The organism is Plantactinospora sp. BB1 (assembly GCF_003030385.1).
Classification (GTDB): domain Bacteria; phylum Actinomycetota; class Actinomycetes; order Mycobacteriales; family Micromonosporaceae; genus Plantactinospora.
The window spans coordinates 3,784,071-3,805,370 of the sequence record NZ_CP028159.1 but is presented as its reverse complement, the minus strand read 5'-3'; the positions used below and the strand labels follow the sequence as shown (position 1 = coordinate 3,805,370).

Sequence of the window (21,300 nt, the reverse complement as noted above, 5' to 3'; positions counted from 1 at the left end):
GACCCGGCGCGCCCGGACAAGGGCGAAACTACGGCAAGGAAGAGTACCGATGAATCTGCTGAACAGACGACGAGCGCGGCTGCGGATCGGCCTGGTCGCCGGTGGCGCCGCCGCCCTGCTGGTCGCCGGAATGATGGTGGCGGTCGGCGCCCCGGCGGCGGCGACCCCTCCCCCGCCGGGCAACCCGATGGCGACGGTGGCCGCCATGCAGCCGGGCTGGAACCTGGGAAACACGCTGGACGCCATCCCGGACGAGACCGCCTGGGGCAACCCGCTCACCACCCGGGCCCTGCTGCGCCACGTGCGGTCGCAGGGTTACCGCAGCATCCGGCTGCCGATCACCTGGAGCAACCATCACGGCCCCGCACCGGAATACGCCATCGACACCGCCTGGCTGAACCGGGTCCGCCAGATCGTCGACTGGTCGCTGGCCGAGGGCCTGTACGTAATGATCAACCTGCACCACGACTCCTGGCAGTGGATCAACACCTACCCCGGTGACCGCGCCGGCGTGCTCGCCCGGTACGACGCGCTCTGGACCCAGATCAGCGCCGCGTTCCGCGACCACTCACCCCGGCTCGTCTTCGAGAGCATCAACGAACCGCAGTTCGCCGACAGTACCGACGAGCAGAGCTACGCCCTGCTGCACGAACTCAACACCGAGTTCGTGCGGATCGTCCGCCGGTCCGGCGGAGACAACACGACCCGGCTGCTGGTGCTGCCGACCCTGTTCACCAACGCCGACCAGGGGCGGCTCGACGCGTTGAACGCCACGTTCGACCAGCTCCGCGACCCCAACCTCGCCGCCACCGTCCACTTCTACGGCTGGTGGCCGTTCAGCGTCAACATCGCCGGCGGTACCCGCTACGACGCCAACGTCGAACAGGACCTGACCGGTACGTTCGACCGGGTCCGCGACTCGTTCGTGGCCCGAGGCCTCCCGGTCATCATCGGCGAGTGGGCCCTGCTCAACTGGGACCACAACCGGCCGGGCGTCATCGAACGGGGCGAGTTCCTCAAGTTCCTGGAGGCGGTCGGCTACCACGCCCGGATCCGCAACCTCACCACCATGGTCTGGGACGCGGGCCAGTTCCTGGAGCGTACCGAGCTGCGCTGGCGTGACCCGGGCGTCTTCGCCATGATGAGGGCAGGCTGGACCACCCGCTCCGGCACCGCCTCCTCCGACCAGGTGTACGTGCCCCGCAGCGGCACCATCACCGGCAGGACGCTCACGCTGAACCCCAACGGCACGTCGTTCCAGGGCCTGTGGCAGGGCGGGCGCAGCCTCGCCCGGGGCAGCGACTACGCCGTCTCCGGCACCACGCTCACCCTCACCCCGGCCGCCCTCACCCGGCTGGCCGGCGACCGCGCCTACGGCGTCAACGCCACCATCGAGGCCCGGTTCTCCCAGGGCGTGCCGTGGCAGATCAGCATCATCAGCTCCGACCCGCCGACCCAGTCGGCCACCACCGGCACCACCGCGTCGTTCGCCATCCCCACCCGGTTCCGCGGCGACCAGCTCGCCACCATGGAGGCCAGGTACGCCGACGGAACCCCCGCCGGGCCGGCGAACTGGACCTCGTTCAAGGAGTTCTGGCAGCACTTCCAGCCGGACTACGACGCCGACACCATCATCCTGAAACCCGAGTTCTTCGCCGAGGTCGACGACGGCACCGTGACCCTCACGTTCCACTTCTGGAGCGGCACCCGGATCACGTACCGCCTGACCAGATCCGGCGACTCGTTGACCGGCAGCACCAGCTGAACGTCGACGGGGCCGCGGCGTCGGTACGCCCGCGGCCCCGTCGACGCCGAGCGTGGGTCAGATCCGGCAGCGCCCCGGAGCCGCCCGATCCCGGGCAGCCCCGAGCACGCGTCATGGTGGACCGGTGGGCCCGACGGACGCCCGCTCAGTACGGCGACCGGGCGTCGGTGTGGAAGACCGCCCAGACCACCTTGCCGCCGTCGGTGGGCAGGCTTCCCCACCGCCGGGCCGTCGCGTCCACGAGCATCAGCCCGCGACCAGCCGCCGACTCGGGCGACGGCGGCAGAGCCGGGGCTCGACGGTGCTGCCGTCACAGACCGAGAGCATCACCTGGGAAGGACACCGGGAGATCCGCAGGTCCATCATCGTCCGCGCGTGCAGCACCGCATTCGCCACCAGCTCGGTGGCCACGATGCTGACCGGGGCGACCAGATTGGGCAGCTCCCATCGGGTGAGGGCCTCCGTCACGACGTCGCGGGCCCGGCTCGCCGAACCCGCGAGCGGCAGCAGCAGTTCGCCGGCCGAGGGCAGTCGCCGGCCCGGCTCGGCCGCCACCGCCTCCCTGGTGGAGCCGAACACCGCCAGCCGGCCGAAGGCGCCGCCGGCCAGCAACCTCGCGGTCCCCGGGTCGGGGGCGCAGAGGAGTACCGGAGTTCCGGGCCACAGGGCCGCCTGCCGCGCCACCGTCCCGAACACCGACAGCGCCGTCGCTTCCCGGACCAGCATCTCGGAGAGGTCGACCAGCAGCCCGTCCGGCTGCTCGGCGAGACACTGCAACAGGCCGGCCCGCACCGTCGCGGTGGTCACCAGGGCGAGGTCACCCGTGAGCCGAGCCAGCAGGTAACTGCCCGCTACCTCGACGTCACACCGGATCACTGGAGCCATCCCGGCATCATTCCCCGATGCGGGCCCGTCCACTCCTGTCCGGGTTGCGAAACCGTGCCGCCGGTCGCGGATCCGACACGGCCACCGCGACATCGGCGTTTGGCTACCTGTCCGCAGGGTAACGCCCCCGGCAGGTCCGGGCAGATTGGACTCGTCGTGCCGACCCCGAGCCGTCCGAACCGATCGCCGCGATCCTCGGGGAGGCGTGATGGCGACCGAGCGACCCTTCGTCGACCCGGCCGCCAGCGCGACGACGCGGCAACCCCCGACCGGTACCCCGGAAGCGGTTCCTCGGGCGGACCCGCTCTCCGCTGACCCGGGTACCCGGGACGAGCAGACGCTCGACGTCGCCGTCGACCCTCGTCCCGACGGCGACGTGACGCTCCGGCTGGACGGATATCTGGACATGGACACGGTGGAGACGCTGCGCCGTGTCTTCGGACAACTGCTCGACCGAGAACTCGCCAGCCTCACCGTCGACCTCTCCCGGTTGACCTTCTGCGACGCGGCCGGGATCAGGGCGCTGCTGGAATGCCGGGCCTGGACCAACGCGCTCGGCGGCACGCTGCTGGTCGTCTCACCCAGTCCGTTCGTACGGCTGATCTTCGAGGTCACCCGGGTCGCCGAGCTCTTCGGCCTCCCGCCGGCCACCGACACCTGAAACCGCCACGGTCGGTCGCGGTCGTCACCGACCGCAGGATCCGACGTCGAGGTGCAGGTATCTGGCGTTGACCCAGCGGCAGAGCCGGGTACCGACCACGATGCCCACGATGGTGACCAGGGCCGGCAGGTATCCGCTGGCGACCTGGATGATCGGGATCGCCGGGCATCCGCCGGAGAGCGCCCAGCCGCCGCCGAAGAGCAGCGCGCCGGGTATCACGCCCGGGTGGATGCGTCCCGGTGTGCGGCGGACCCGGAGCAGGGCGAAGACCGCGACGATCAGCGCGACACCGCCACCGAAGGCGAAGAGCATGCGCAGGTCCTGGAACGTGAACATGCGGTTCAGTTCGGCGTAGTCACCGAACCCGATGTTGGTGACGGTGAAACCGAGAGCGAGCCCGGCGATGATGTTGGCGATCAGAAGTCCGCCCCGGGTACGCATCACACCACCTTCCAGAGCAGGAACGAGACCAGGACGGCGGTACCGAAGAAGACGGCCGTCGCGACGATGCTGTCCGGATGCAGCCGCCCGCAGCCGTTGAGTCCGTGGCCCGAGGAACAGCCTCCGGCGAGACGGGTACCGAAGCCGACGAGTACGCCGCCGACGAAGAGGACCCCGATCATCTGCGGCGGAGAGCCGGTGACGATCTCGCGGAAGCCGTCGCCCATGTCGAGACGGAACTCGAACCGTCCCGCCGTCACCGCCGCCACCCAGCCACCGACGAAGATCGACAGGAGCAGGGCCGCCTGGCTGACCAGTGGCGCCGGGCGCGGGCTGGCAGTCGCGTCGGGCGCGGTCGCGCTCGGCGTACCCGTGGGCGGTTCGACCCCCCGGGCGGCCGTCTCCGGCTCGACGACCCCGGCGTACGGCGGCGTGGGCGCCCCGGCCCGGGTCCCGAAGTGCGCGGCGGTCGCTGCCGCGAGCGCCTCGGTGAGCGCGCGCTCGTCGGCGAACTGGGCGTCCATCCGCTCGGCCCGGCGCTCCTCCCGCCAGTGCAGGACGCGTTCCCAGGCCGAGGAGACCCCGAAGGACCGATCGGTGCTGACGGTGTAGTTGATGGTGACGACGGCAAGGCCGACGGCGCCTGCCCACCAGGGCCAGTAGTTGCTCATGCGGGGCCTGAGATCCAATCGAGAAGGCGGGTCCACCAACGGCGGCGCCGGGGTTGCGGCGGCCCCGCTGGGGTGTTCCGTGGACTCTGTGCGACGTGTGGAAACAGCGGGTGCGTCGGCGGTTGGGGTCGCGTCGCGGCCTGCTCGAAGAAGGCCGTCGGCCGCTCCACCGGTCGTCGGGGATCAGGACCGGACCAGTGTGGCCGGGCCGGCTGGGCCGGTCCGGCCCGGTCGACTCCCGCAGCGGCCGACTTCAGGTGCTGGGCGTTGACTCCGTTCGGCAGCAATATGATCGGCACGACCGCGCCGGTCAGTGACAGCCGGTATCTGGCACACTCCTGCCAACCGTCCGCGGTGTCACAGTAGTAGTCCCGCCAGCTCCGTAAACTGGCGTTGAGGAGTGGAAACAGCGGGCATCGTTCACTGTGTGGGCAGCCCATATCACTCCAGTCTCACCCGCTGCGCCACCCGGCGGACCTGGCGGTCGAGCGCGGTCCCTGTCTGCTGATCGCGGGCAAGCATAGACCATTCACAGTGTGATCACATTCGATGGAGGATCGTTGGGGGCGGCATTCGGGGAGGGCCCCGTACGCCCGTCGGCGCCGACCTCTCCGACCCGCTTCGGACCGCCGTACCCGGTCGCTGTTAATCGCTTGTCGGCCGTCGTACGGCGGGACGATGATGGCGCCCATGCCCACCACCCGACGGGCCGGCGGCTTCCCGGTGCACCGACGACCGGGGTGGAGCCGGGGCGACGTCGGGTGACCTCGCCGCACAGCCACCTGGACCGGGGAACGACATGGATGTCGCCCAGCGCCGCGAGCTTGCCCGCCGGGCGCTCGATGGCTATCTGAGTGGCCCCACCGCGCCCACCTCGGCAACGGCGCACGCCCTGACGAAGGTCGGCAGCGCCCTGGTCGTGGTACTCGTCGAGGGCATCAGCGACCAGATCGCCGTGGAGACCGCCGCGGTGTGCCGTGGCCGGGATCTCGGGGCGGAGCGGGTGGTGGTCGTGCCGATCGGCGGTGCACACGCGATCGGCCGTACCCTGACCAGTTTCCGGGCGCTGCGGATCCGGGCCCGACTTGCCGGCCTCTGCGACCGGGCCGAGGCGGAGATATTCCGGCGCGGGCTGGCCGCCGCCGACGTCGGCGCACCCGGTACCCGCGCCGAACTGGAGGATCTCGGGTTCTTCGTCTGCGTGGACGACCTGGAGGACGAGTTGATCCGCGCCCTGGGCACCGAAGGCGTCGAGACTCTACTCGACTCGCAGGGCGACCTCGGGTCGTTCCGCTCGTTGCAGAGCCAGCCCGCCTGGCGGGGCCGGGAACCCGGGGCGCAGCTGCGACGCTTCTTCGGCAGCGGCTCACGTCGGAAGCTGCGGTACGCCCGGTTGCTCGTCGAGGCGGCGGCCGGCCGGGACGCCCTGCCACGACCGCTCGACGCGTTGCTCACCGCCGTTCGGGTGCCCTGACCTGTCGCCGCGCCGGCTGCGTTGACCGTCGCCACGCCGGGTGCCTTGACCCGTCGCCGTGCCACGCGCACCGGCCGGTTGCCGTGCCGGGTGCGCGCCGCGCATCCCGTCCTGCTGGGGAGGGAGGGGGTCGGGGCTGCCGCCCGGAAGCGGCGACCGGCGGGGCCGATACACTCGCCCGACCAAGATCGGGGGAAGCGTGGGGGCATCGTCGTGGAGCCGCAAGGTTCCATACCAGGCGGACATCGCGGCGGCGCTTCAGCAGGCCCGCGAGGAGGCGTACCAGGAGGGTGACTGCTATCGCGCCGAGCCGAACCTGCGCGCCCGGCAGATGAGCGAGCAGGAGTACGCCGCCGCCTCGGTCGCCGAGATGCGGGAGGGATTCCTCGCCGCGTTCGGCGAGGACGCGGGCGACCCGGACGACGGGCTGGCTCGCGAGGAATGGCATGCGGCGCAGATCGACGTCGTCGATCCGGACACGCTCCTCGCGTCGCAGCCGTTCTCCGGCACCCACTCGGTGATCGACATGATCGGGGTGGCGGACCGGCCCGAGGGCGGCCGGGTGGCACCGCTGCCCGACGACGAACTCGACCGGTGGTTCGGCACCCGCCGCCCGGACGTCGCCGCCGTCGAACGCGCGCTCGGGGAGGGGCTGAGCGGATTCGAGCGGTGGCATGGGGCGTACGTGGTCGGGTACGACGGTGACCGCCCGGAGACCATCTACTTCTTCGGCTGGAGCGGCGACTGAGTTCCGCCCGTCACGACGCCCCGGGGACCCGTGACGAAGCACAGAGCGGCGGGCTCGTCGGCAACGGTCAGCAGCGGTCGAGCTCGGTACAGAACGTGATCGTCGCATCGTCCGACGGCACCTCGTGGCGCGCCTCCGCCTGCCGGACCCGCTGGATGACTCCGGCGGCCCCGCTCGATCCCAGCAGGGCGACCAGTCCCGGCCAGTCGGTGAGCCCGAACCGGTCCACGATCCGGCTGGCCCCGTTGCTGAGCAGGACGGCACCGGTCAGCTCGGTTACGGGCAGGCTTCCGGTGACCGCCTCGTACGCGGCGCGCGGGTCGTCCTTGGCGAGCCAGAACCCGCCCGGCTGGTTGCGGTTGGCACGCAGTTCCGCGAGGACCCGGTGGTATTCGTCGCTGCCCGGCGTGATGCCCTCCAGAATGGACTGGTACGCCCCGCTAATGATCACCTCACGGCGGTCGGCGGAGACCAGGGGTGCACCGGCCACCCTGGCGAGCACGACGACCGAGTCACCGAGGACCAGGTGCTCGACGAGACCGTCGCGGCGGCGCAGCAGGGCTACGGTCGCCGACGGACTTATCGGGTCGGCGACGTCACAGCTGTCCCGATGACTATCCGTCACCTGCTCGATGGCGTCGGCCAGCAGCGCCGCAAGGCTCCGCTCACGCCCCTGTGACAGGCGGCTGAGCAGGGCGCCGCCCAGCCGGTGGGCGTACCAGACGACGCCGTGCCGGCAGACCGAATCGGCGCCGGGGATGCCGGCGCCGTCGATCAGCACGGCCGCGTCGGGTACGGCGCCGGTGAAGTCCTCGTTCGGGTGGCCCGGCGCCGCGACGCTCGTCATCGCCACCCGCATGTCGCGCCGCCGTCCTTCCCGCCGCCCAGGGCCTCGACCGTAGCAGTGGGCCGGGCGCGGTCACCCGGACGACGGCGCCCGGTCAGCGGGAATGATGCGGATGGGTGACCACCAGCACCGGCCGGGGCGACTTTCCGATCAGTGCCAGCGGCAGGCTGCCGAGCAGGCGTTCGGCCACCGCCGGGCGGGTGCTGGACCCCACCACGATCAGGTCGGCCCGCTGCTCGTCGGCGAATTCCAGGATCTGTTGCAGAGGACGGCCGGAGCGTACCGTCACGCTCGCCTCGATCCCGGCCTCGGCCAACCGCCGGACCGCCGCCGAAGCGGCCTGTTGCGCCCGCTCGGTGAAGACGCTGCGCGGCGCCGGGGCCAGTCGTTCGAGTTCCACCTCGTCCACGGCGAGCACCGCGACCGACCCGCCGCTCTGCCGGACGAGATCCGCGACCGCGTCCGCGACCCACGGCTGGTCGGCCTCGGGGTTGGCAGCTAGCACGATGTGCATGTCGTCCTCCGATCACGGGCTCGGCTTCGGGGGTTCCGCCCGCTCATGACGTCCGGGTCAATGCTGGGCCGGGTCGGGTATCCGGAACAAGGGCACTCTCGGAGCGCGCCCGGGCGGTGGATCGAATACCGTGTGGCTCTGCACATCGATGAGGTTTAGCACGCTTCGCGCCGAGTCACACCTCGGAGGCGGAGATGGAGGGGAGGGGCTGTGGCGGACGCACCGGCACCCGGCGACAGCATCGAGCGTGACGAGCCGACCCTCAAGCGGGTGATCGGCCCCGGCCTGTTGCTGCTCTTCGTGGTCGGGGACATTCTCGGCACCGGGGTCTACGCGCTCACCGGCAAGGTCGCCGCCGAGGTGGGCGGGGCGGTGTGGCTCCCCTTCCTGGTGGCGTTCCTGGTGGCGATGCTGACCGCCTTCAGCTACCTGGAGCTGGTGACGAAGTACCCGAGGGCGGCGGGTGCCGCGCTCTACACGCACAAGGCGTTCGGAATCCACTTCCTCACCTTCATCGTCACCTTCGCGGTGATGTGCTCGGGCCTCACCTCCGCGTCCAGCGCGTCCAAGGCCTTCGCCGGCAACTTCGCGGAGGCCTTCGACCTGTCGATCGGCGAGGGGCTCGGGCTCACCGCGGTCGCGGTCGCCTTCATGACGCTCATCGCCCTGGTCAACTTCCGGGGCGTCGCCGAGAGCGTCAAGCTGAACGTGGTACTGACCTGCGTCGAGCTGACCGGTCTGCTCATCGTCATCTTCATCGGGGCCTGGGCGCTCGGCGGCGGCGACGGCGACATGTCCCGGCTGCTGGAGTTCGAGTCGCCGCCGGGCGAGCACGCGTTCTTCTCGGTCACCGCGGCCACCGCGCTGGCGTTCTTCGCCATGGTCGGATTCGAGGACTCGGTGAACATGGCCGAGGAGACCAAGGACCCGGTCCGGATCTTCCCGAAGATCATGCTGATCGGGCTCTGCGTGACCGGGCTGATCTACGTACTGGTGTCGATCTCGTCGGTCGCCCTGGTCTCCCCCGAGGATCTCAGCGAGGGCGACGCCCCGCTGCTCAAGGTCGTCGCGGCCGGGGCGCCGGCCTTCCCGCTCACCGTCTTCGCCTTCATCACGATGTTCGCGGTGGCGAACTCCGCCCTGATCAACATGCTGATGGCCAGCCGGTTGCTCTACGGCATGGCCCACGAGGGGGTACTGCCGCGCGTCCTCGGCCTGATCCACCGCACCAGGCGTACGCCCTGGGTGGGCATCGTCTTCACCACCCTGGTCGCCTTCGGGCTGATCTGGTTCGCCGACCTGACCGCGCTGGGCGGTACGACGTCGCTGCTGCTGCTCACCGTCTTCACCGTGGTCAACATCGCCGTACTGGTGCTCCGGCGCGACCCGGTGGAGCACCGGCACTTCCGGGCGCCCACCCTCATTCCGGTGGCCGGTGCGATCACCTGCGCGTACCTGGCCAGTCCGCTCTCCGGGCGGGCGTCCGACGACTACCGGGTGGCCGGGATACTGCTCGTCATCGGGGTCGTCCTGTGGGCGGTCACCTACCTGACCAACCGGTTCCTGCTGCGCCGACGCGCCACCTCGGATGCCTAGACCAAGCCGGAGAGGTACTCCCGACGCCGCTGCGGTTCGAACTTCTCGATCGCGTACCGCAGCATCACCCGGGGCATCACCCGATAGTGTCGGGCCAGGAACTCCTCCGCCGCCGCCCGGTCCCGGTTGCCCACCTCGCGCAGCATCCAGCCCACCGCCTTGTGCACGAGGTCGTGCGGGTCGTGCAGCAGCCGCTCACCGAGCCGGAACGTCCAGTGGAAGTCGCCGGCCCGGATGAAGGCGAAGGTCGCCATGACGGCGATCCGCCGGTCCCAGACCAGACTCGACCCGGCCAGCCGATCCAGTACGCTGCGGTCCTTGTCGATCAGCCAGGGGCCGACGATGTACGGCGCGGACGAGTCCACCAGGTCCCAGTTGTTGATCCGGCCGGTGTTGGCCAGGACGATGTCGAAGATCCGGCCCCGTTCCTCCTCGTCCCCCTTGGCGAACTTGCGGACCAGGACGAAGAGCGAGGTCAGTCGCTCCTCGTGCACGCCGCTCGCCAGCAGCTCCGCCGTCTCGGCCAGGGAGAGATCGCGCCAGTACCTGCCGGCCACCCGGCGCTGGTCCGGGACGGAGACACCGATGGCCCGGTCGCCCTCGCCGTAACCGCCGGGGACCATCTGGAGGAAGCGGCTGACGCCCTCCGCCCGGCGCGGGTCGGCGAGCCGGGCGAGGTCGTGCCGGACATCCGCGGTCGAGGCCATGATTGTGCAACCTACCCCGACCGCCGGCGCCTCCCCCGATGCCCACGGCGCCGGGCCGGGCCGGGGATGCGGGATCAGTCTGTCGGGCGTACGGCGGTCTCCGTCAGGGCGCGGATCTCCCGTACCACCGTCGGCCACACGGCGCGCGGCAGGTCGTGACCGGTGCCCGGCAGCTCCACGTACCGTGCGCCCGGCACCTTCGTCGCGATGCGCCGACCCGCGGACGGGCGCAGCAGCGGGTCCCGCTCGCCGTGCAGCACGAGGGTGGGTACCCGTAGCTCCCGCAGTCGGGGGCCGTGCCAGGACGCGCCGGTCTGCCGTGCCTGGGCGCGGGTGTCGCGAACTCCGCTGGGCAGCCCGGCGTCGAGTTCGCGCTCCACCCGGGTCCGGGTCTCCGGCTCGTCGAAGGCGTACCCCGGGGAGGCGATCGCCCGCGCCAGGGCCAGACCCGCCGCCACGTCGCCCTCGCGGCCGGCGGGGAAGCGGAAGCGGGTCAGGCGGGCCAGGAAGGGCAGCCGGACATACCTGAGCACGGCCACCGCCCGGGCGTCGCTGGGTACGGCGGCGTAGGAGGTCAGCGTGCGTACCCGCCGCGGATGCCGGAGCGCGGTGCGCTGCGCCACCAGACCGCCCTGCGAGATGCCGAAGAGGTGGGCGCTCGACCAGCCGAGGGCGTCGAGCACGGCGACGGTGTCGTCGGCCATGTCCTCGCCGGTGTAGGCGGGGGGCCGGCGTCGCAGCAGCGCGGCGAGGGGGTTGTCGGCGGGGACGTCGTCGAAGCGGGTCGAGCCTCCGGCGTCGCGGCCGTCGAAGGCCGCCACGTGGAACCCGGCCTCGACCAGTCCGTCGACCAGTCCGTCGGGCCACCAGTACCGGGAGACGCCGAGCCCCATGACGAGCAGCAGCGGCTCACCACCGGCGCCGCCGAGTTCGTCGACCGCGAGGAAAACGTCGCCGTTGCGCGCGCTGCGCGGCGTCCTGATCACGTCGACCTCCCTGACGCACCTCGGATACGTTCGAGAACGCTGTTCGCAAACGACGATAGCAGGGTCGGTGCCCGGGTCCCGCGCTGCGGTGACGGCGGACGGGTTCGGCGGGCTGCCGGACGAGTCACCGGCCGCCGAGGGTGCCGTGGCCCTGTCCATCGAGGGTGCCGTGGCGCTGTCCATCGAGGACGGGACGCGGTCGATCGACGTCGTCTCGTGACCACCCGGGCGTCGGTGACGCCGAAATGGTTGCTGTTGGTCGGCAATGACCGACTGCGGTTGTTGGCCGGTGGCATCCCGTGCCGTCCGCGCCGCAGCGGAGAGACGCTAAGTCTCGGCGGTTGCGCCGGATCCGTGAGGGGGCCGTGATGAGCAGCCGAACGCGGGCGGCCGACGCCGGCCACCAGGGCACCGAGCACAGGCGACAGTACCGGCCGGCCTTTCGCGACCGCCACCGCCATCGCCGTCGACGCCTCGGCGACCGGGCGGCGACCCCGGCGCCCCCGCCGATCCCCCGCCGCACCCGACAGAAGCCCTACCCACCGCAGGCACGGAGGCCACGATGCGTTTCGCACTGAGCCGCACCAGCCACGACACGACGGTCACCCTGGGGGTGGCCGGCGAGGTGGATCTCGGTACCAGTGGTCTGCTGCGCGCCGCGATCCAGGACGCGCTCGGCACGCCGCACGCGGCCGGGGTCACGGTCGACCTCGACGGCGTGACGTTTCTCGACTGTACGGGGATCGGCGCGCTGGTCGCCGGCCACAACACCGCCGTCCGGCTGCGACTGCGGTACCTGGTGACCAACCCGCAGCGGCCGGTACGGCGGATCCTGGAGGTCACCGGCGTGCTCCCGGTCCTCGCCCACAGCCCGGATACGACGCCGCGCACCGGTCCCCCGAGTCAGCCACCGCGATTGGCGATCACCACCACGCCCCACGGTCTCGTCGGGTCCACCCGGCTGTCGCGCGCCGAGACCGCCCACGCCGCGACACACCGCCGAGGAACGGCCCGGCAGGTACCGGGGCTGCGGCGATGACCCCTCTCCCCGTCGGCGTCGTGGATCCGCCGGGCGCCCCGCCGCACCCGAAGTGGCGACGGTTCCTGTGCCCGCGCCGGGTCCCTTCCCGACAGGGCCGTATCGATGTGAGGAGAAATCATGCTCTCCGAAGCGGAACAGCGGCGCCTCGCCGCGATCGAGGCCGGGCTCCGGCTCGACGACCCGGAGTTCGTCTACCGGTTCACCGCCGAGCCACGGAGCCGGCAGACGGATGGATGGCGTGAACTGACCGCGATCATCGCGTTCCTGGTCGCGGTGACGGCGGCGGGCGCCGGCCTGTACATCCTGAGCGCGATCGGCGCCGTCGTCTCGGCGATCGTCACGGTGCGACTCTGGAGCCTGTACCGGCGTCGATGATCGACCTGACGGCGCGTCGGCGCTGGGCTGGGACGTCGCGAGAAAGGCGGGACGCTGGACCGACCAGACCGCCGGTGGTGCCGACAACACCGGGTGGCGATCGCACTGCTCCAGGAGGTCGACGCGACGGCGGCGGCGCGGCTCGCGCGAATCCGTGGCGGAACGCTCAGCCGGCGGTGGGCAGCGGGCTGGCCGGCCAGTTGAGCGCCCTGGCGCCCAGTACCGCGGCGTGCAGGGTGAACCGGTGCTGCGGGTCGGTCGGGTCGTAGCCGATCAACGTCTTGATCCGCTCCAGCCGGTAGGTCACGGTCCGTACCGAGACGTGTAGCCGTTTCGCCGTCTCCGTGGCCACCGCGCCGGTGCCGAAGTAGGCGTCCATGGTGTCCAGCAGCGGCTGGGCACCACCCCGGGCCAGGGTCAGCGGGCTGAGGACGGCGGAGACGAGGTCGACGATGGCGGGCTGGTCGCGGAGCAGCACCCGGTACACCAGGAGGTCATGGGCGTTGACGACCGGGTTGGTGACGTGTAGTCGCTCGGCCATGGTCAACGCCTCGCGTGCCTCCTCGTACGAGCGGGCGATCCCGTAGAGCCCGGGGTGCGGCCGGCCGACGGCGATCCGCCAGGGACGGCCGTGCCGAAGGCGGTTCAGCTCGCCGTGCATCAGTCGCCCGAGATCGTTGCGCGGATCGTCGACGGGGGCCGCCCGGCCGGCCGAAGCCGCCTCGGCCGGGGCGAGCACGACCAGCAGCCCGTCCTTGGTGGCCACCAGGACGTCCCGGTCGCCGAGCCGGTCGAAGATCACGGCCTCCAGGGTGCTGATCGCGGCCTCGGTGTCGGGCAGGCGCCGGCTCGGTGCGGCGAGCGCCACCTGGTGCGCCCGGGCCAGGTCGAGCCCGAACGGCTCGGAGCGCTCGACAAGGGCACCGAGGTCGGAGTCGCCGCGCAGCAGGTCGTCGATCAGCTCCCGGCGCAGCGTCTCCTCGCGCCGGACCAGGTCGCGCCGCGCCACCGCGTAGCCCTCGGCGAGCGTCGCCACCGCCTCGTCGATGACCTGGAGTACGGCCGCGGCAGCGGCCCGTACCGCCTCACGGTCCCGGGACCGGACGACCATCGGCAGGTCGGTCCAGAGCCGTCGCGCCGCCGACAGGTACAACTGCACCACCCGGCCGGCCGAGATTCCCTGCTCGGCGGCTTGCCGACCGAGCCGGCCCACCGCGTCGAGCTCGGCACGTCTGGGGCGGCGTCCACTGACCGCGGCGTCGGCCAGCAGCGAGAGATAGTCGCCGAGCAGGGCGACCGGGACGCCACCGGCGTCGCTGGCGGCCGCATTGGCCACGTCGACCAGCCACTCGTCCCGGGCCGACGACGCGGACGGCGCCGCAGGTCTGCCAGGGCGTTGCCTGCTGCGTTCGGTCACGCCGGACTCACCTCCACCGGCATCGAAGCGTCGACGCCTGTAACGGGCGACCGCCTACCCGGACGGAACACCTTCAGCCGCGCTCATGAGCTGACTGTTCGACCATACTTTGCCGGGCGTCGGCAGGTTACGCCCGACACCGTCCCGGCCCGAGCCGCTGTGCCGGTGCGGCTCCCCCACGGCGGGCCCCGGAGCGCCCCTCGGACGTCACCAGGAGGATCCGACGCCACGGTGATCCTTTCGAACAGACTTCGGATAACCCTTCACATAACTTCTCGACATCGAATCTCCTCTATGGCAGGCTGGCTTGCCAGCACCGAAGGCACGAGTCGGAGTCCTCGTCCCACCTGCGACGCCCGACCGCGAATCGATGGGAGAGCGTCATGGTCACACGGAGAGCCGTGCTCGGCGGGGCCGGCGCCGCGGCGGGCGCCGCCGCGACGGGCGGCCTGCTCGGCGCGGGCACCGCCCGGGCGGATGCCACCATCAGCGTCACACCCGGCGCCGACTTCGGCGCCTGGGAGGGCTGGGGCACCTCGCTCGCCTGGTGGGCCAACGTCTTCGGCAACCGGGACGACTTCGCCGACATCTTCTTCACCACCAGGTCGGTGGCGTACAACGGGGTCACGCTGCCCGGCCTCGGGCTCACCATCGCCCGCTACAACCTGGGCGCGTGCAGTTGGAACTCGGTCGACGGCGCCAGCATGGTGGCCTCACCCAACATCCCCTCGTTCAAGCAGATCGAGGGCTTCTGGCAGGACTGGCGCAACACCGACCCGGCCTCCTCGGCCTGGAACTGGAACGCCGACGCCAACCAGCGAGCCGCCCTGACGAAGGCGACCCAGCGGGGCGCGGTCAGTGAACTCTTCGCCAACTCCCCCATGTGGTGGATGTGCCTCAACCACAACCCGTCGGGCGCGGCGGGCGGCGGCAACAACCTTCAGTCCTGGAACTACGCGCAGCACGCCTACCATCTGGCGGTCACCGCCCGCCGTGCGCGGGACAGCTGGGGGGTGACCTTCCGGACGGTCGACCCCTTCAACGAGCCGTCGTCGAGCTGGTGGACCGCGACGGGCAGCCAGGAGGGGTGCCACATCGACGCGAGCATCCAGCGGACGGTCCTGGCCCACCTGCGGACGGCCCTCGACGACCAGGGCCTCACCGGCGTCGCGATCTCGGCCTCCGACGAGACCAGCTACGACCTCGCCCGCACCACCTGGAACAGCTTCGACGCGCCCACCAGGGCGGTGGTCCGCCAGGTTAACGTGCACGGCTACCAGGGCAGCGGCGGCCGACGGGACCTGCTCTACAACGACGTCAGTGCGGCCGGCAAGGTGCTCTGGAACTCGGAGACCGGCGACAGCGACGGCACCGGCATCACCATGGCCAAGAACCTCTGCCTCGACTGGACCTGGTTGCACCCCACCGCCTGGGTCTACTGGCAGGTGATGGACCCGAGCGCGGGATGGGCAGCCATCGCGTACGACCCGACCACGCGTACCCCCGGAGCGGTCCAGCCGAAGTACCACGTCCTGGCGCAGTTCACCCGGCACATCCGCCCCGGTATGCGGATCCTGAACACCGGCAACGGCAGCGCGGTGGCGGCGTACGACGCGGCCGCCCGACGACTGGTCGTCGTCGCGGTCAACACCGGCGCCGCACAGACCCTCACGTTCGACCTCTCCGCCTTCGGCACGGTCACCGGCGGCGTGACCCGGTGGACCACCGTCCCGGCCGGTGCCGACCGCTACACCCGTCGCACCGACGTCCGGCTCAGCGGCAAGTCGGTCAGCCTCGCCTTCCCCGCCGCCTCGGTGCAAACTCTGGAGATCGACGGGGTGAGCCCCTGACCCGTGCGGCCGCCCGTCGGCGGCGAACGGAGCATCCGCAGCACCGACTTCCGGCGGCTGTGGGCCGGCACGACGTACGGGCGGGCGTGCACGGCAGCAAACGGTTCCGGCACCCCGCCGGGCGGAGCATGCCACGGGGTGGCCGCTAGGAGATCGTGGTGACCAGGTGGGCGACGGTCCGGGCGACCGCGTCCCGCGCCGGCGCCAGGTACTTCCGTGGGTCGACGACCGGCGCGGCGGCCAGCTCGGCCCGGACGGCCCCGGTGAAGGCGACGTTCAGAATGGTGCCGACGTTGATCTTCACGATCCCGGCCCGCACGGCCCGGACCAGGTCGTCGTCGGGGACGCCCGAGGAGCCGTGCAGCACCAGCGGCACCGGCAGCGTCTCCCGGAGCCGGCCGATGAGCGCGAAGTCGAGCGCGGCGGTCCGGTCGGTCATCGCGTGCGAGCTGCCCACCGCCACCGCCAGCGCGTCGACCCCGGTCGCGGCGACGAACTCGGCCGCCTCGGCCGGATCGGTGCGTACCCCCGGGGCGTGTGCCCCGTCCTTGCCGCCGACCTCGCCCAGCTCCGCCTCCAGCCACAGTCCGCGGGCGTGCGCCCAGTCGACCGCCTGCGCGGTGGCGCTGACGTTGTCGGCGTAGTCGAGCGTCGAAGCGTCGAACATCGCGGAGCTGATCCCGGTGCCCTCGACGGCGTGCAGCAGCTCCGGACTCTGCACGTGGTCGAGGTGGACCGCGACCGGCACGGCGGCGAGTTCGGCCAGCGCGGTGACCGCGGCGGCGATCGGGGCCAGCCGGCCGTGGTGGAAGCGGACCGCGTTCTCGCTGATCTGGAGGATCACCGCCCGGCCGGCCTGCTCGGCCCCGGCGACGATCGCCTCGGCGTGCTCCAGGGTGATCACGTTGAAGGCGACGATCGCGGTGTCGGCGGCACGCGCGCCGTCGACCAGTTGGCCGGTGGCGGTGAGAGGCATCGGTGCTCCGTTTCCCGGGGTCTCCCGGTCCGAAGGTGTCGTCCGGGCGGTCGACGTGCCGACTCTTGACAGCGCCGCGACGAAAAGCAAGTATCCGCAGCACCGCACAAGCGGGTGGCACCGCAGCACAAGAGGGTGACCAGGTGGCAGCTCCCCTGCTCGTCGGCCTCGACGTCGGCACCACGGCCAGCAAGGCCGTGGTCTTCACCGAGGCGGGCGAGCGGCTGTCCCAGGCCTCGGTGCCCACGCCCTGGACAACCACCCGCACCGGCGCCGAACTCGACGCGACCGCCCTGTTCGGCGCCGCCGTCGAGGCCCTGGCCGGGGCGCTGGCCGCCGCCCCGCCCGGCCCGGTCGCCGGCCTCGGCGTCGCCAGCATGGGCGAATCCGGGGTACTGCTGGAGCGCTCCGGCGAGCCGGTCGGCCCCGTCGTCGCCTGGCACGACACCCGGGACGGGACGGAACTGACCGACCTGCACGCCCGGATCGGGTCGGAGACGTTCGCCCGCACCACCGGGCTGCCGCTGCGGCACCAGTGGGCGCTCACCAAGCACCGCTGGCTGCGCACCCACCACCCGGAGACCCGGAACGCCGTACGCCGGCTCAACATCGCCGAGTGGGTGGTACGCAGGCTCGGCGGGGCGGAGGCCACCGAACAGTCCCTCGCCTCCCGGACCGGCTGGCTGCGGCTCGACGGCCGGGACTGGTGGCCCGAGGCGCTGGAGTGGTCCGGGGCGCACGCCTCGCTGATGCCCGAGGTAGTGACCGCCGGAACGGCGCTCGGCACCGTCGAGGCGGGCACCGGACCCGACCGGCTCACCGGAGCCACCCTCACCGTCTGCGGCCACGACCACCAGGTGGCCGCGATCGGCGCCGGAGCGGTGCGCCCCGGCGACGAACTGGACTCCTGCGGCACGGCGGAGGCACTGGTCCGGTCGGTCCCGCCGGGCCTGCCCCCGGAGACCGTCGCCGGGCTGGTCACCGCCGGGATCACCGTCGGATGGCACGCCCTGGCCGGTCGCTGGTGCCTGCTCGGCGCCACCACCGGAGGACTGGTGCTGCAACGGGTACTCGCCGGGCTCGGCCTGGACCGGGCCGACCTGACCCGGCTCGACACCCTCGCCGCGCGGGTCGAGCCGGGCCGGGTCGAGGTGCGGATCACCGACGAGGGGCGGTCGGTGGTCGTATCGGCGGGGCAGCCCGTCGAGCCGGCGCAGATCTGGCGGGCGGCGCTGGAGACGGTCACCGACGAGATCGGCGCCATCCACGACGCGATGACCGGGTACAGCGGCGACCACCGCGAGATCGTCGCCGTCGGCGGCTGGTCGCGCAGCGAGACGCTGATGGCGGTGAAGGCCCGCCGGCTCGGCCCGGTACGCCGGTCCCCGGTCGTCGAGGCCGGGGCGCGCGGCGCCGCTCTGCTCGCCGGGCTCGCGGCCGGGGTCTACGGCGGCGTGCACGAGTTCCCGGACGCCGTTGGCAGCACGGCGGGAGCCGACTCCGGTGACACCGCCGTGGCGGGCCGGTGGTGAAGAGCCGACCGCCGTACGCGGGCGAGCGCAGTCAGCACATCCCTCGGACGTCGCGAGTGGAGTACCCGTGATCCTCACCCTGACCCCCAACCCGAGTGTCGACCGCACCGTCTTCGTCGACGCGCTGCCCCGGGGGGCGGTGATCCGCAGTCGTCGTGGTTGGAGCGAACCCAGCGGCAAGGGCGTGAACGTGGCGCTGGCCCTGCAACGTCACGGCCGGTCGACCACCGCCGTCCTGCCGGTGGGCGGTTCGGTCGGCGCCCAGCTCTCCCGGATGCTCCGGCTGGCCGGGCTGCCCGTCCGGGAGGTACCGGTGCGGGGCGAGATCCGCAGCAACATCAGTCTGGTCGAGCCGGACGGCACCGTCACCAAGGTGAACGAGCCCGGTCCGGCACTCGACGCCGGGGAGACCACGGCGCTGGTACGTGCCGTGCTGGACAACCTCACCGGCGTCACCTGGCTGGCCTGCTGCGGCAGCCTGCCCGACGGCGTACCGCCGGACCTGTACGCCGGGCTGGCCGAGGCGGCCCGGTCCCGTGGTGTCCGGGTCGCGGTCGACACCTCCGGCGAACCGCTGCGGGCCGGCCTCGCCGGCCGACCCGACCTGGTCAAGCCGAACTCCGCCGAACTCGCCGACCTGGTCGGCCGACCGCTGCGGACCTTCGGCGACGTGGTCGACGCGGCGCTCCAGGTGCGCCGGCTCGGCGCCGACGCGGTACTGGCCAGCCTCGGCGCGGACGGCGCGCTGCTGGTCGACGCCACCGGGGTACGGCACGCCGAGGCGCGGGTGAGCCGGGTGGTCAGCGCCGTCGGCGCCGGTGACGCCGCCCTGGCCGGTTTCCTGCACGGCAACGGGGCCGGGACGGCCGCACTGCGTACCGCGGTGGCCTGGGGCGCGGCGGCCGTCCAGCACGAGGGAACGCTCTTCTCCGCCGCCGACCCGGATCAGACGGTACTGGTCAGCACCGACGTCGACCCGAGCCGGCCGCTACGGGACCCCGACGTCGTCCCGCACCGGGCCGAACCCGTCACCCGGCCGACCTGACCGGTGCCGGCCGCACCGGGCGGCGGACCGCGCAGGCGGTCGGGTGCGGTCGTCGCGACCCGGTGCCGGACGGGCGCGGCGCCGAACGCCTCGGCTCGTTCGGCGCCGCGCAGCCCGAGGGGTGCGCCACGGGGCACACCCGGGTCAGCTGTTGCGGGCCTGCTGGCACGGCATGCAGAAGCGGGCGTGCGGCAGGATCTCCAGCCGCTCGGTGGGGATCTCCCGCTGGCACTGCTCGCACGTTCCGTAGCTGCCGTCGGTCATCCGCTTCAACGCTTCGGTGCTGTCGGCCACGGCCCGCTGAGTGGAGTTGATCAGAGCGGTGACGGTCTGCGGGTCCAGGCCGATCTGCTCGGGGTTCGTACGGTGCGCCCTGAGCTTGGTCAGTTCCGCGGTCTGCTGGTCGAGCTGGGCTTGCAGGACCTGCTGGAAGTTCTCTAGACGGCTGTTGCCAACGGTGGTCATGGCGCTCCCTTTCTCTGGAATACCAAGGCTGGTGGGGCCGCGGAGTGCGGCGTGGATGCGTCGAGGCGGACCGGTCAGCGTCGGTGCGAGCCGGTCAGCGTGGGTGCGAGCCGGTCAGCGTCGGTGCGGCCCTCGGCGTATCGCCGCGAGGGCGGACAGACCGGCGCCGTGCACGGCGGCGATCCGAGGCCGCCTGGCCGACCGGACCGGTAGCCGCAGGGCGGCGGTGGTGCGGGCCACCAGTTCCGGCGCGATCGCGCCGCCGCCGACAAGGACCAGGCCACGGTGTACGGCGGCCCTGTCGACGTCGCGCGCGTGTGTGTCGCGACGTAGGTCCTGGACCAGGTCGGTGACGGTGTGCACGATGATGTCGTCGGCGGTGGGGCCGGTGAGGTCCCGGATCCCGATGTTGGCCTGCCGCGCCGCTATCAGGCCACCGTCAGCCAGGAGTGCGACCTCGATGAGCTGCGCGCCGATGTCCGCTATGAGCAGTGGACCCGGTGCCGCGCCGGCCCCGATCGCGGCGGCCCGGATGGTGGGCGTGACCAGTAGCCGGGACGGGTCGAAGACCGTACTGAGCAGCTCCCGCATCGCCTCGTCGTCGGCCGCCTTGCTCAGGACCGGTCGGCAGGCGACCACGACCGCGCCGGCGGGCAGCGGTCGCTGATAGCGGGAGAGGATCCGCGCGAGCAGCGCCCGCAGGCCGGTCGAGTCGACGATGCGACCGCGCCGCATCAAGGGCCTGGGGTTGCTCAGGCTGTCGTTGAGGCTGGGCAACTGGACCAGTGGACGTCCCGAGGCCCAGATTCGGGTGTAGCCGCTGCCCAGGTCGATCCCGACCGCGGCCGGCTCGGTGTGGGTGGCACCGGAGGTCGAAGGCTCGGTGCTCGACAGGGTGGTCGAAGGCTCGGTGCGGAAGGCGGCCGCGTCGGACGCCGATTCCAGGGCGCCGCGTTGATCGACGATGCTCATCGTCAAGCCCCTTCCACGTCGAGTGCGATCGGTCGCCGGAGTTGACCGGGGAAAATGCGGGTAGCGCCGGTCGCCTGCCAGGTCATGGCAGGTGCGTCAGGGCGCTGTTGCTTAGCGGGTGGTGCCCCTGGGCGCGCTGCGGGCCACTACACGCACTCGGGCCGCCGGCCTGGCCTGTGCCGGATCGTCAAGACCTGGTGGCGCGAGCGGTGCGCTGTCGGCCGGCGCATCGACGGCATGCGCGCGCAGGTTGGCGACGCCCAGATGATCGGTGACCCTGCCGGTCGTCATCACACCTCCTCGCACGTTCGCGACCAGATAGAACCTCGAG

At 72.1% G+C, this 21,300-nt stretch carries 23 protein-coding genes; 11 read left to right on the top strand and 12 right to left on the bottom strand.

The window, feature by feature from the left end; translation table 11 throughout:
• Positions 1–49 precede the first annotated feature (49 nt).
• Positions 50–1,765, top strand: coding sequence for a cellulase family glycosylhydrolase (locus C6W10_RS16680; RefSeq protein WP_107258874.1), 1,716 nt, complete (start codon positions 50–52; stop codon positions 1,763–1,765).
• 246 nt (positions 1,766–2,011) lie between these two features.
• On the opposite strand, the gene C6W10_RS16675 is transcribed toward C6W10_RS16680, so the two are convergent.
• Positions 2,012–2,650 (bottom strand): ATP-binding protein, encoded by a 639-nt coding sequence (locus tag C6W10_RS16675; protein WP_234361805.1) that lies wholly within the window; start codon positions 2,648–2,650, stop codon positions 2,012–2,014.
• Between the two features lie 208 nt (positions 2,651–2,858).
• On the opposite strand from C6W10_RS16675, the gene C6W10_RS16670 reads away from it, so the two are divergent.
• Positions 2,859–3,311, top strand: a complete 453-nt coding sequence (locus C6W10_RS16670) for an STAS domain-containing protein (protein ID WP_107258873.1) — start codon at positions 2,859–2,861, stop codon at positions 3,309–3,311.
• 24 nt (positions 3,312–3,335) lie between these two features.
• Here C6W10_RS16670 and C6W10_RS16665 read toward each other — a convergent pair whose 3' ends face one another.
• Together C6W10_RS16665 and C6W10_RS16660 are read right to left on the bottom strand one after the other, a co-directional pair.
• Positions 3,336–3,752: a YeeE/YedE thiosulfate transporter family protein gene (locus tag C6W10_RS16665; RefSeq protein WP_107258872.1), complete on the bottom strand. Its 417-nt coding sequence runs from the start codon at positions 3,750–3,752 to the stop codon at positions 3,336–3,338.
• Positions 3,752–4,423: a YeeE/YedE family protein gene (locus C6W10_RS16660; protein WP_107258871.1), complete on the bottom strand. Its 672-nt coding sequence runs from the start codon at positions 4,421–4,423 to the stop codon at positions 3,752–3,754. Before C6W10_RS16660 ends, C6W10_RS16665 begins: the two co-directional genes overlap by 1 nt.
• A 799-nt stretch (positions 4,424–5,222) precedes the next feature.
• On the opposite strand from C6W10_RS16660, the gene C6W10_RS16655 reads away from it, so the two are divergent.
• Positions 5,223–5,897 carry a TOPRIM nucleotidyl transferase/hydrolase domain-containing protein gene (locus tag C6W10_RS16655; protein WP_234361803.1) on the top strand — a complete coding sequence of 225 codons (675 nt, stop codon included), beginning with the start codon at positions 5,223–5,225 and terminating at the stop codon, positions 5,895–5,897.
• Between the two features lie 199 nt (positions 5,898–6,096).
• Positions 6,097–6,645, top strand: coding sequence for a hypothetical protein (locus C6W10_RS16650; protein WP_107258870.1), 549 nt, complete (start codon positions 6,097–6,099; stop codon positions 6,643–6,645).
• A gap of 67 nt (positions 6,646–6,712) precedes the next feature.
• Here C6W10_RS16650 and C6W10_RS16645 read toward each other — a convergent pair whose 3' ends face one another.
• Positions 6,713–7,492, bottom strand: coding sequence for a protein phosphatase 2C domain-containing protein (locus tag C6W10_RS16645; protein WP_234361801.1), 780 nt, complete (start codon positions 7,490–7,492; stop codon positions 6,713–6,715).
• A 94-nt stretch (positions 7,493–7,586) separates the two neighbouring features.
• A complete protein-coding gene (locus C6W10_RS16640; protein ID WP_107258868.1) occupies positions 7,587–8,006 on the bottom strand; it encodes a universal stress protein in 420 nt (139 codons plus the stop codon).
• A 210-nt stretch (positions 8,007–8,216) separates the two neighbouring features.
• Between C6W10_RS16640 and C6W10_RS16635 the strand changes: the two genes are divergently transcribed.
• Positions 8,217–9,602, top strand: a complete 1,386-nt coding sequence (locus tag C6W10_RS16635; protein WP_107258867.1) for an APC family permease — start codon at positions 8,217–8,219, stop codon at positions 9,600–9,602.
• On the opposite strand, the gene C6W10_RS16630 is transcribed toward C6W10_RS16635, so the two are convergent.
• Positions 9,599–10,309 carry a DNA alkylation repair protein gene (locus C6W10_RS16630; protein WP_107258866.1) on the bottom strand — a complete coding sequence of 237 codons (711 nt, stop codon included), beginning with the start codon at positions 10,307–10,309 and terminating at the stop codon, positions 9,599–9,601. The genes C6W10_RS16635 and C6W10_RS16630 overlap by 4 nt on opposite strands.
• 74 nt (positions 10,310–10,383) lie before the next feature.
• On the bottom strand, positions 10,384–11,295 hold the full coding sequence (locus C6W10_RS16625; RefSeq protein WP_234361799.1) for an alpha/beta fold hydrolase: 912 nt from the start codon (positions 11,293–11,295) through the stop codon (positions 10,384–10,386).
• A gap of 67 nt (positions 11,296–11,362) precedes the next feature.
• Between C6W10_RS16625 and C6W10_RS38585 the strand changes: the two genes are divergently transcribed.
• From C6W10_RS38585 to C6W10_RS16615, 3 genes are all read left to right on the top strand, one after another.
• Positions 11,363–11,515, top strand: a complete 153-nt coding sequence (locus C6W10_RS38585) for a hypothetical protein (RefSeq protein WP_234361797.1) — start codon at positions 11,363–11,365, stop codon at positions 11,513–11,515.
• Between the two features lie 342 nt (positions 11,516–11,857).
• Positions 11,858–12,334 (top strand): STAS domain-containing protein, encoded by a 477-nt coding sequence (locus tag C6W10_RS16620; RefSeq protein ID WP_107258865.1) that lies wholly within the window; start codon positions 11,858–11,860, stop codon positions 12,332–12,334.
• A gap of 120 nt (positions 12,335–12,454) precedes the next feature.
• Positions 12,455–12,712 (top strand): DUF3040 domain-containing protein, encoded by a 258-nt coding sequence (locus tag C6W10_RS16615; protein ID WP_107258864.1) that lies wholly within the window; start codon positions 12,455–12,457, stop codon positions 12,710–12,712.
• A 166-nt stretch (positions 12,713–12,878) separates the two neighbouring features.
• On the opposite strand, the gene C6W10_RS16610 is transcribed toward C6W10_RS16615, so the two are convergent.
• Positions 12,879–14,129 carry a CdaR family transcriptional regulator gene (locus tag C6W10_RS16610; protein WP_107258863.1) on the bottom strand — a complete coding sequence of 417 codons (1,251 nt, stop codon included), beginning with the start codon at positions 14,127–14,129 and terminating at the stop codon, positions 12,879–12,881.
• Positions 14,130–14,512: 383 nt separating this feature from the next.
• Here C6W10_RS16610 and C6W10_RS16605 point away from each other — a divergent pair, with 383 nt between their 5' ends.
• Complete coding sequence (locus C6W10_RS16605) at positions 14,513–15,979, top strand: beta-1,6-galactanase (RefSeq protein ID WP_107258862.1); 1,467 nt, start codon at positions 14,513–14,515, stop codon at positions 15,977–15,979.
• Positions 15,980–16,124: 145 nt separating this feature from the next.
• On the opposite strand, the gene C6W10_RS16600 is transcribed toward C6W10_RS16605, so the two are convergent.
• Positions 16,125–16,955: a class II fructose-bisphosphate aldolase gene (locus tag C6W10_RS16600; RefSeq protein ID WP_107258861.1), complete on the bottom strand. Its 831-nt coding sequence runs from the start codon at positions 16,953–16,955 to the stop codon at positions 16,125–16,127.
• A gap of 143 nt (positions 16,956–17,098) precedes the next feature.
• Here C6W10_RS16600 and C6W10_RS16595 point away from each other — a divergent pair, with 143 nt between their 5' ends.
• Both C6W10_RS16595 and pfkB read left to right on the top strand, forming a co-directional pair.
• Positions 17,099–18,487: an L-fuculokinase gene (locus tag C6W10_RS16595; RefSeq protein WP_199853950.1), complete on the top strand. Its 1,389-nt coding sequence runs from the start codon at positions 17,099–17,101 to the stop codon at positions 18,485–18,487.
• Positions 18,488–18,554: 67 nt separating this feature from the next.
• A complete protein-coding gene (gene pfkB / locus C6W10_RS16590; RefSeq protein ID WP_107258860.1) occupies positions 18,555–19,532 on the top strand; it encodes a 1-phosphofructokinase in 978 nt (325 codons plus the stop codon).
• Between the two features lie 144 nt (positions 19,533–19,676).
• Here the strand turns inward: pfkB and C6W10_RS16585 are convergent, their stop codons facing one another.
• The 3 genes from C6W10_RS16585 to C6W10_RS37360 form a co-directional block, all read right to left on the bottom strand.
• On the bottom strand, positions 19,677–19,997 hold the full coding sequence (locus tag C6W10_RS16585) for a TraR/DksA C4-type zinc finger protein (protein WP_107258859.1): 321 nt from the start codon (positions 19,995–19,997) through the stop codon (positions 19,677–19,679).
• A gap of 114 nt (positions 19,998–20,111) precedes the next feature.
• Entirely contained in the window at positions 20,112–20,969 is an 858-nt protein-coding gene (locus tag C6W10_RS16580) for a rod shape-determining protein (RefSeq protein ID WP_107258858.1), read from the bottom strand.
• A 111-nt stretch (positions 20,970–21,080) separates the two neighbouring features.
• On the bottom strand, positions 21,081–21,260 hold the full coding sequence (locus C6W10_RS37360; protein WP_159104614.1) for a hypothetical protein: 180 nt from the start codon (positions 21,258–21,260) through the stop codon (positions 21,081–21,083).
• Positions 21,261–21,300 lie beyond the last annotated feature (40 nt).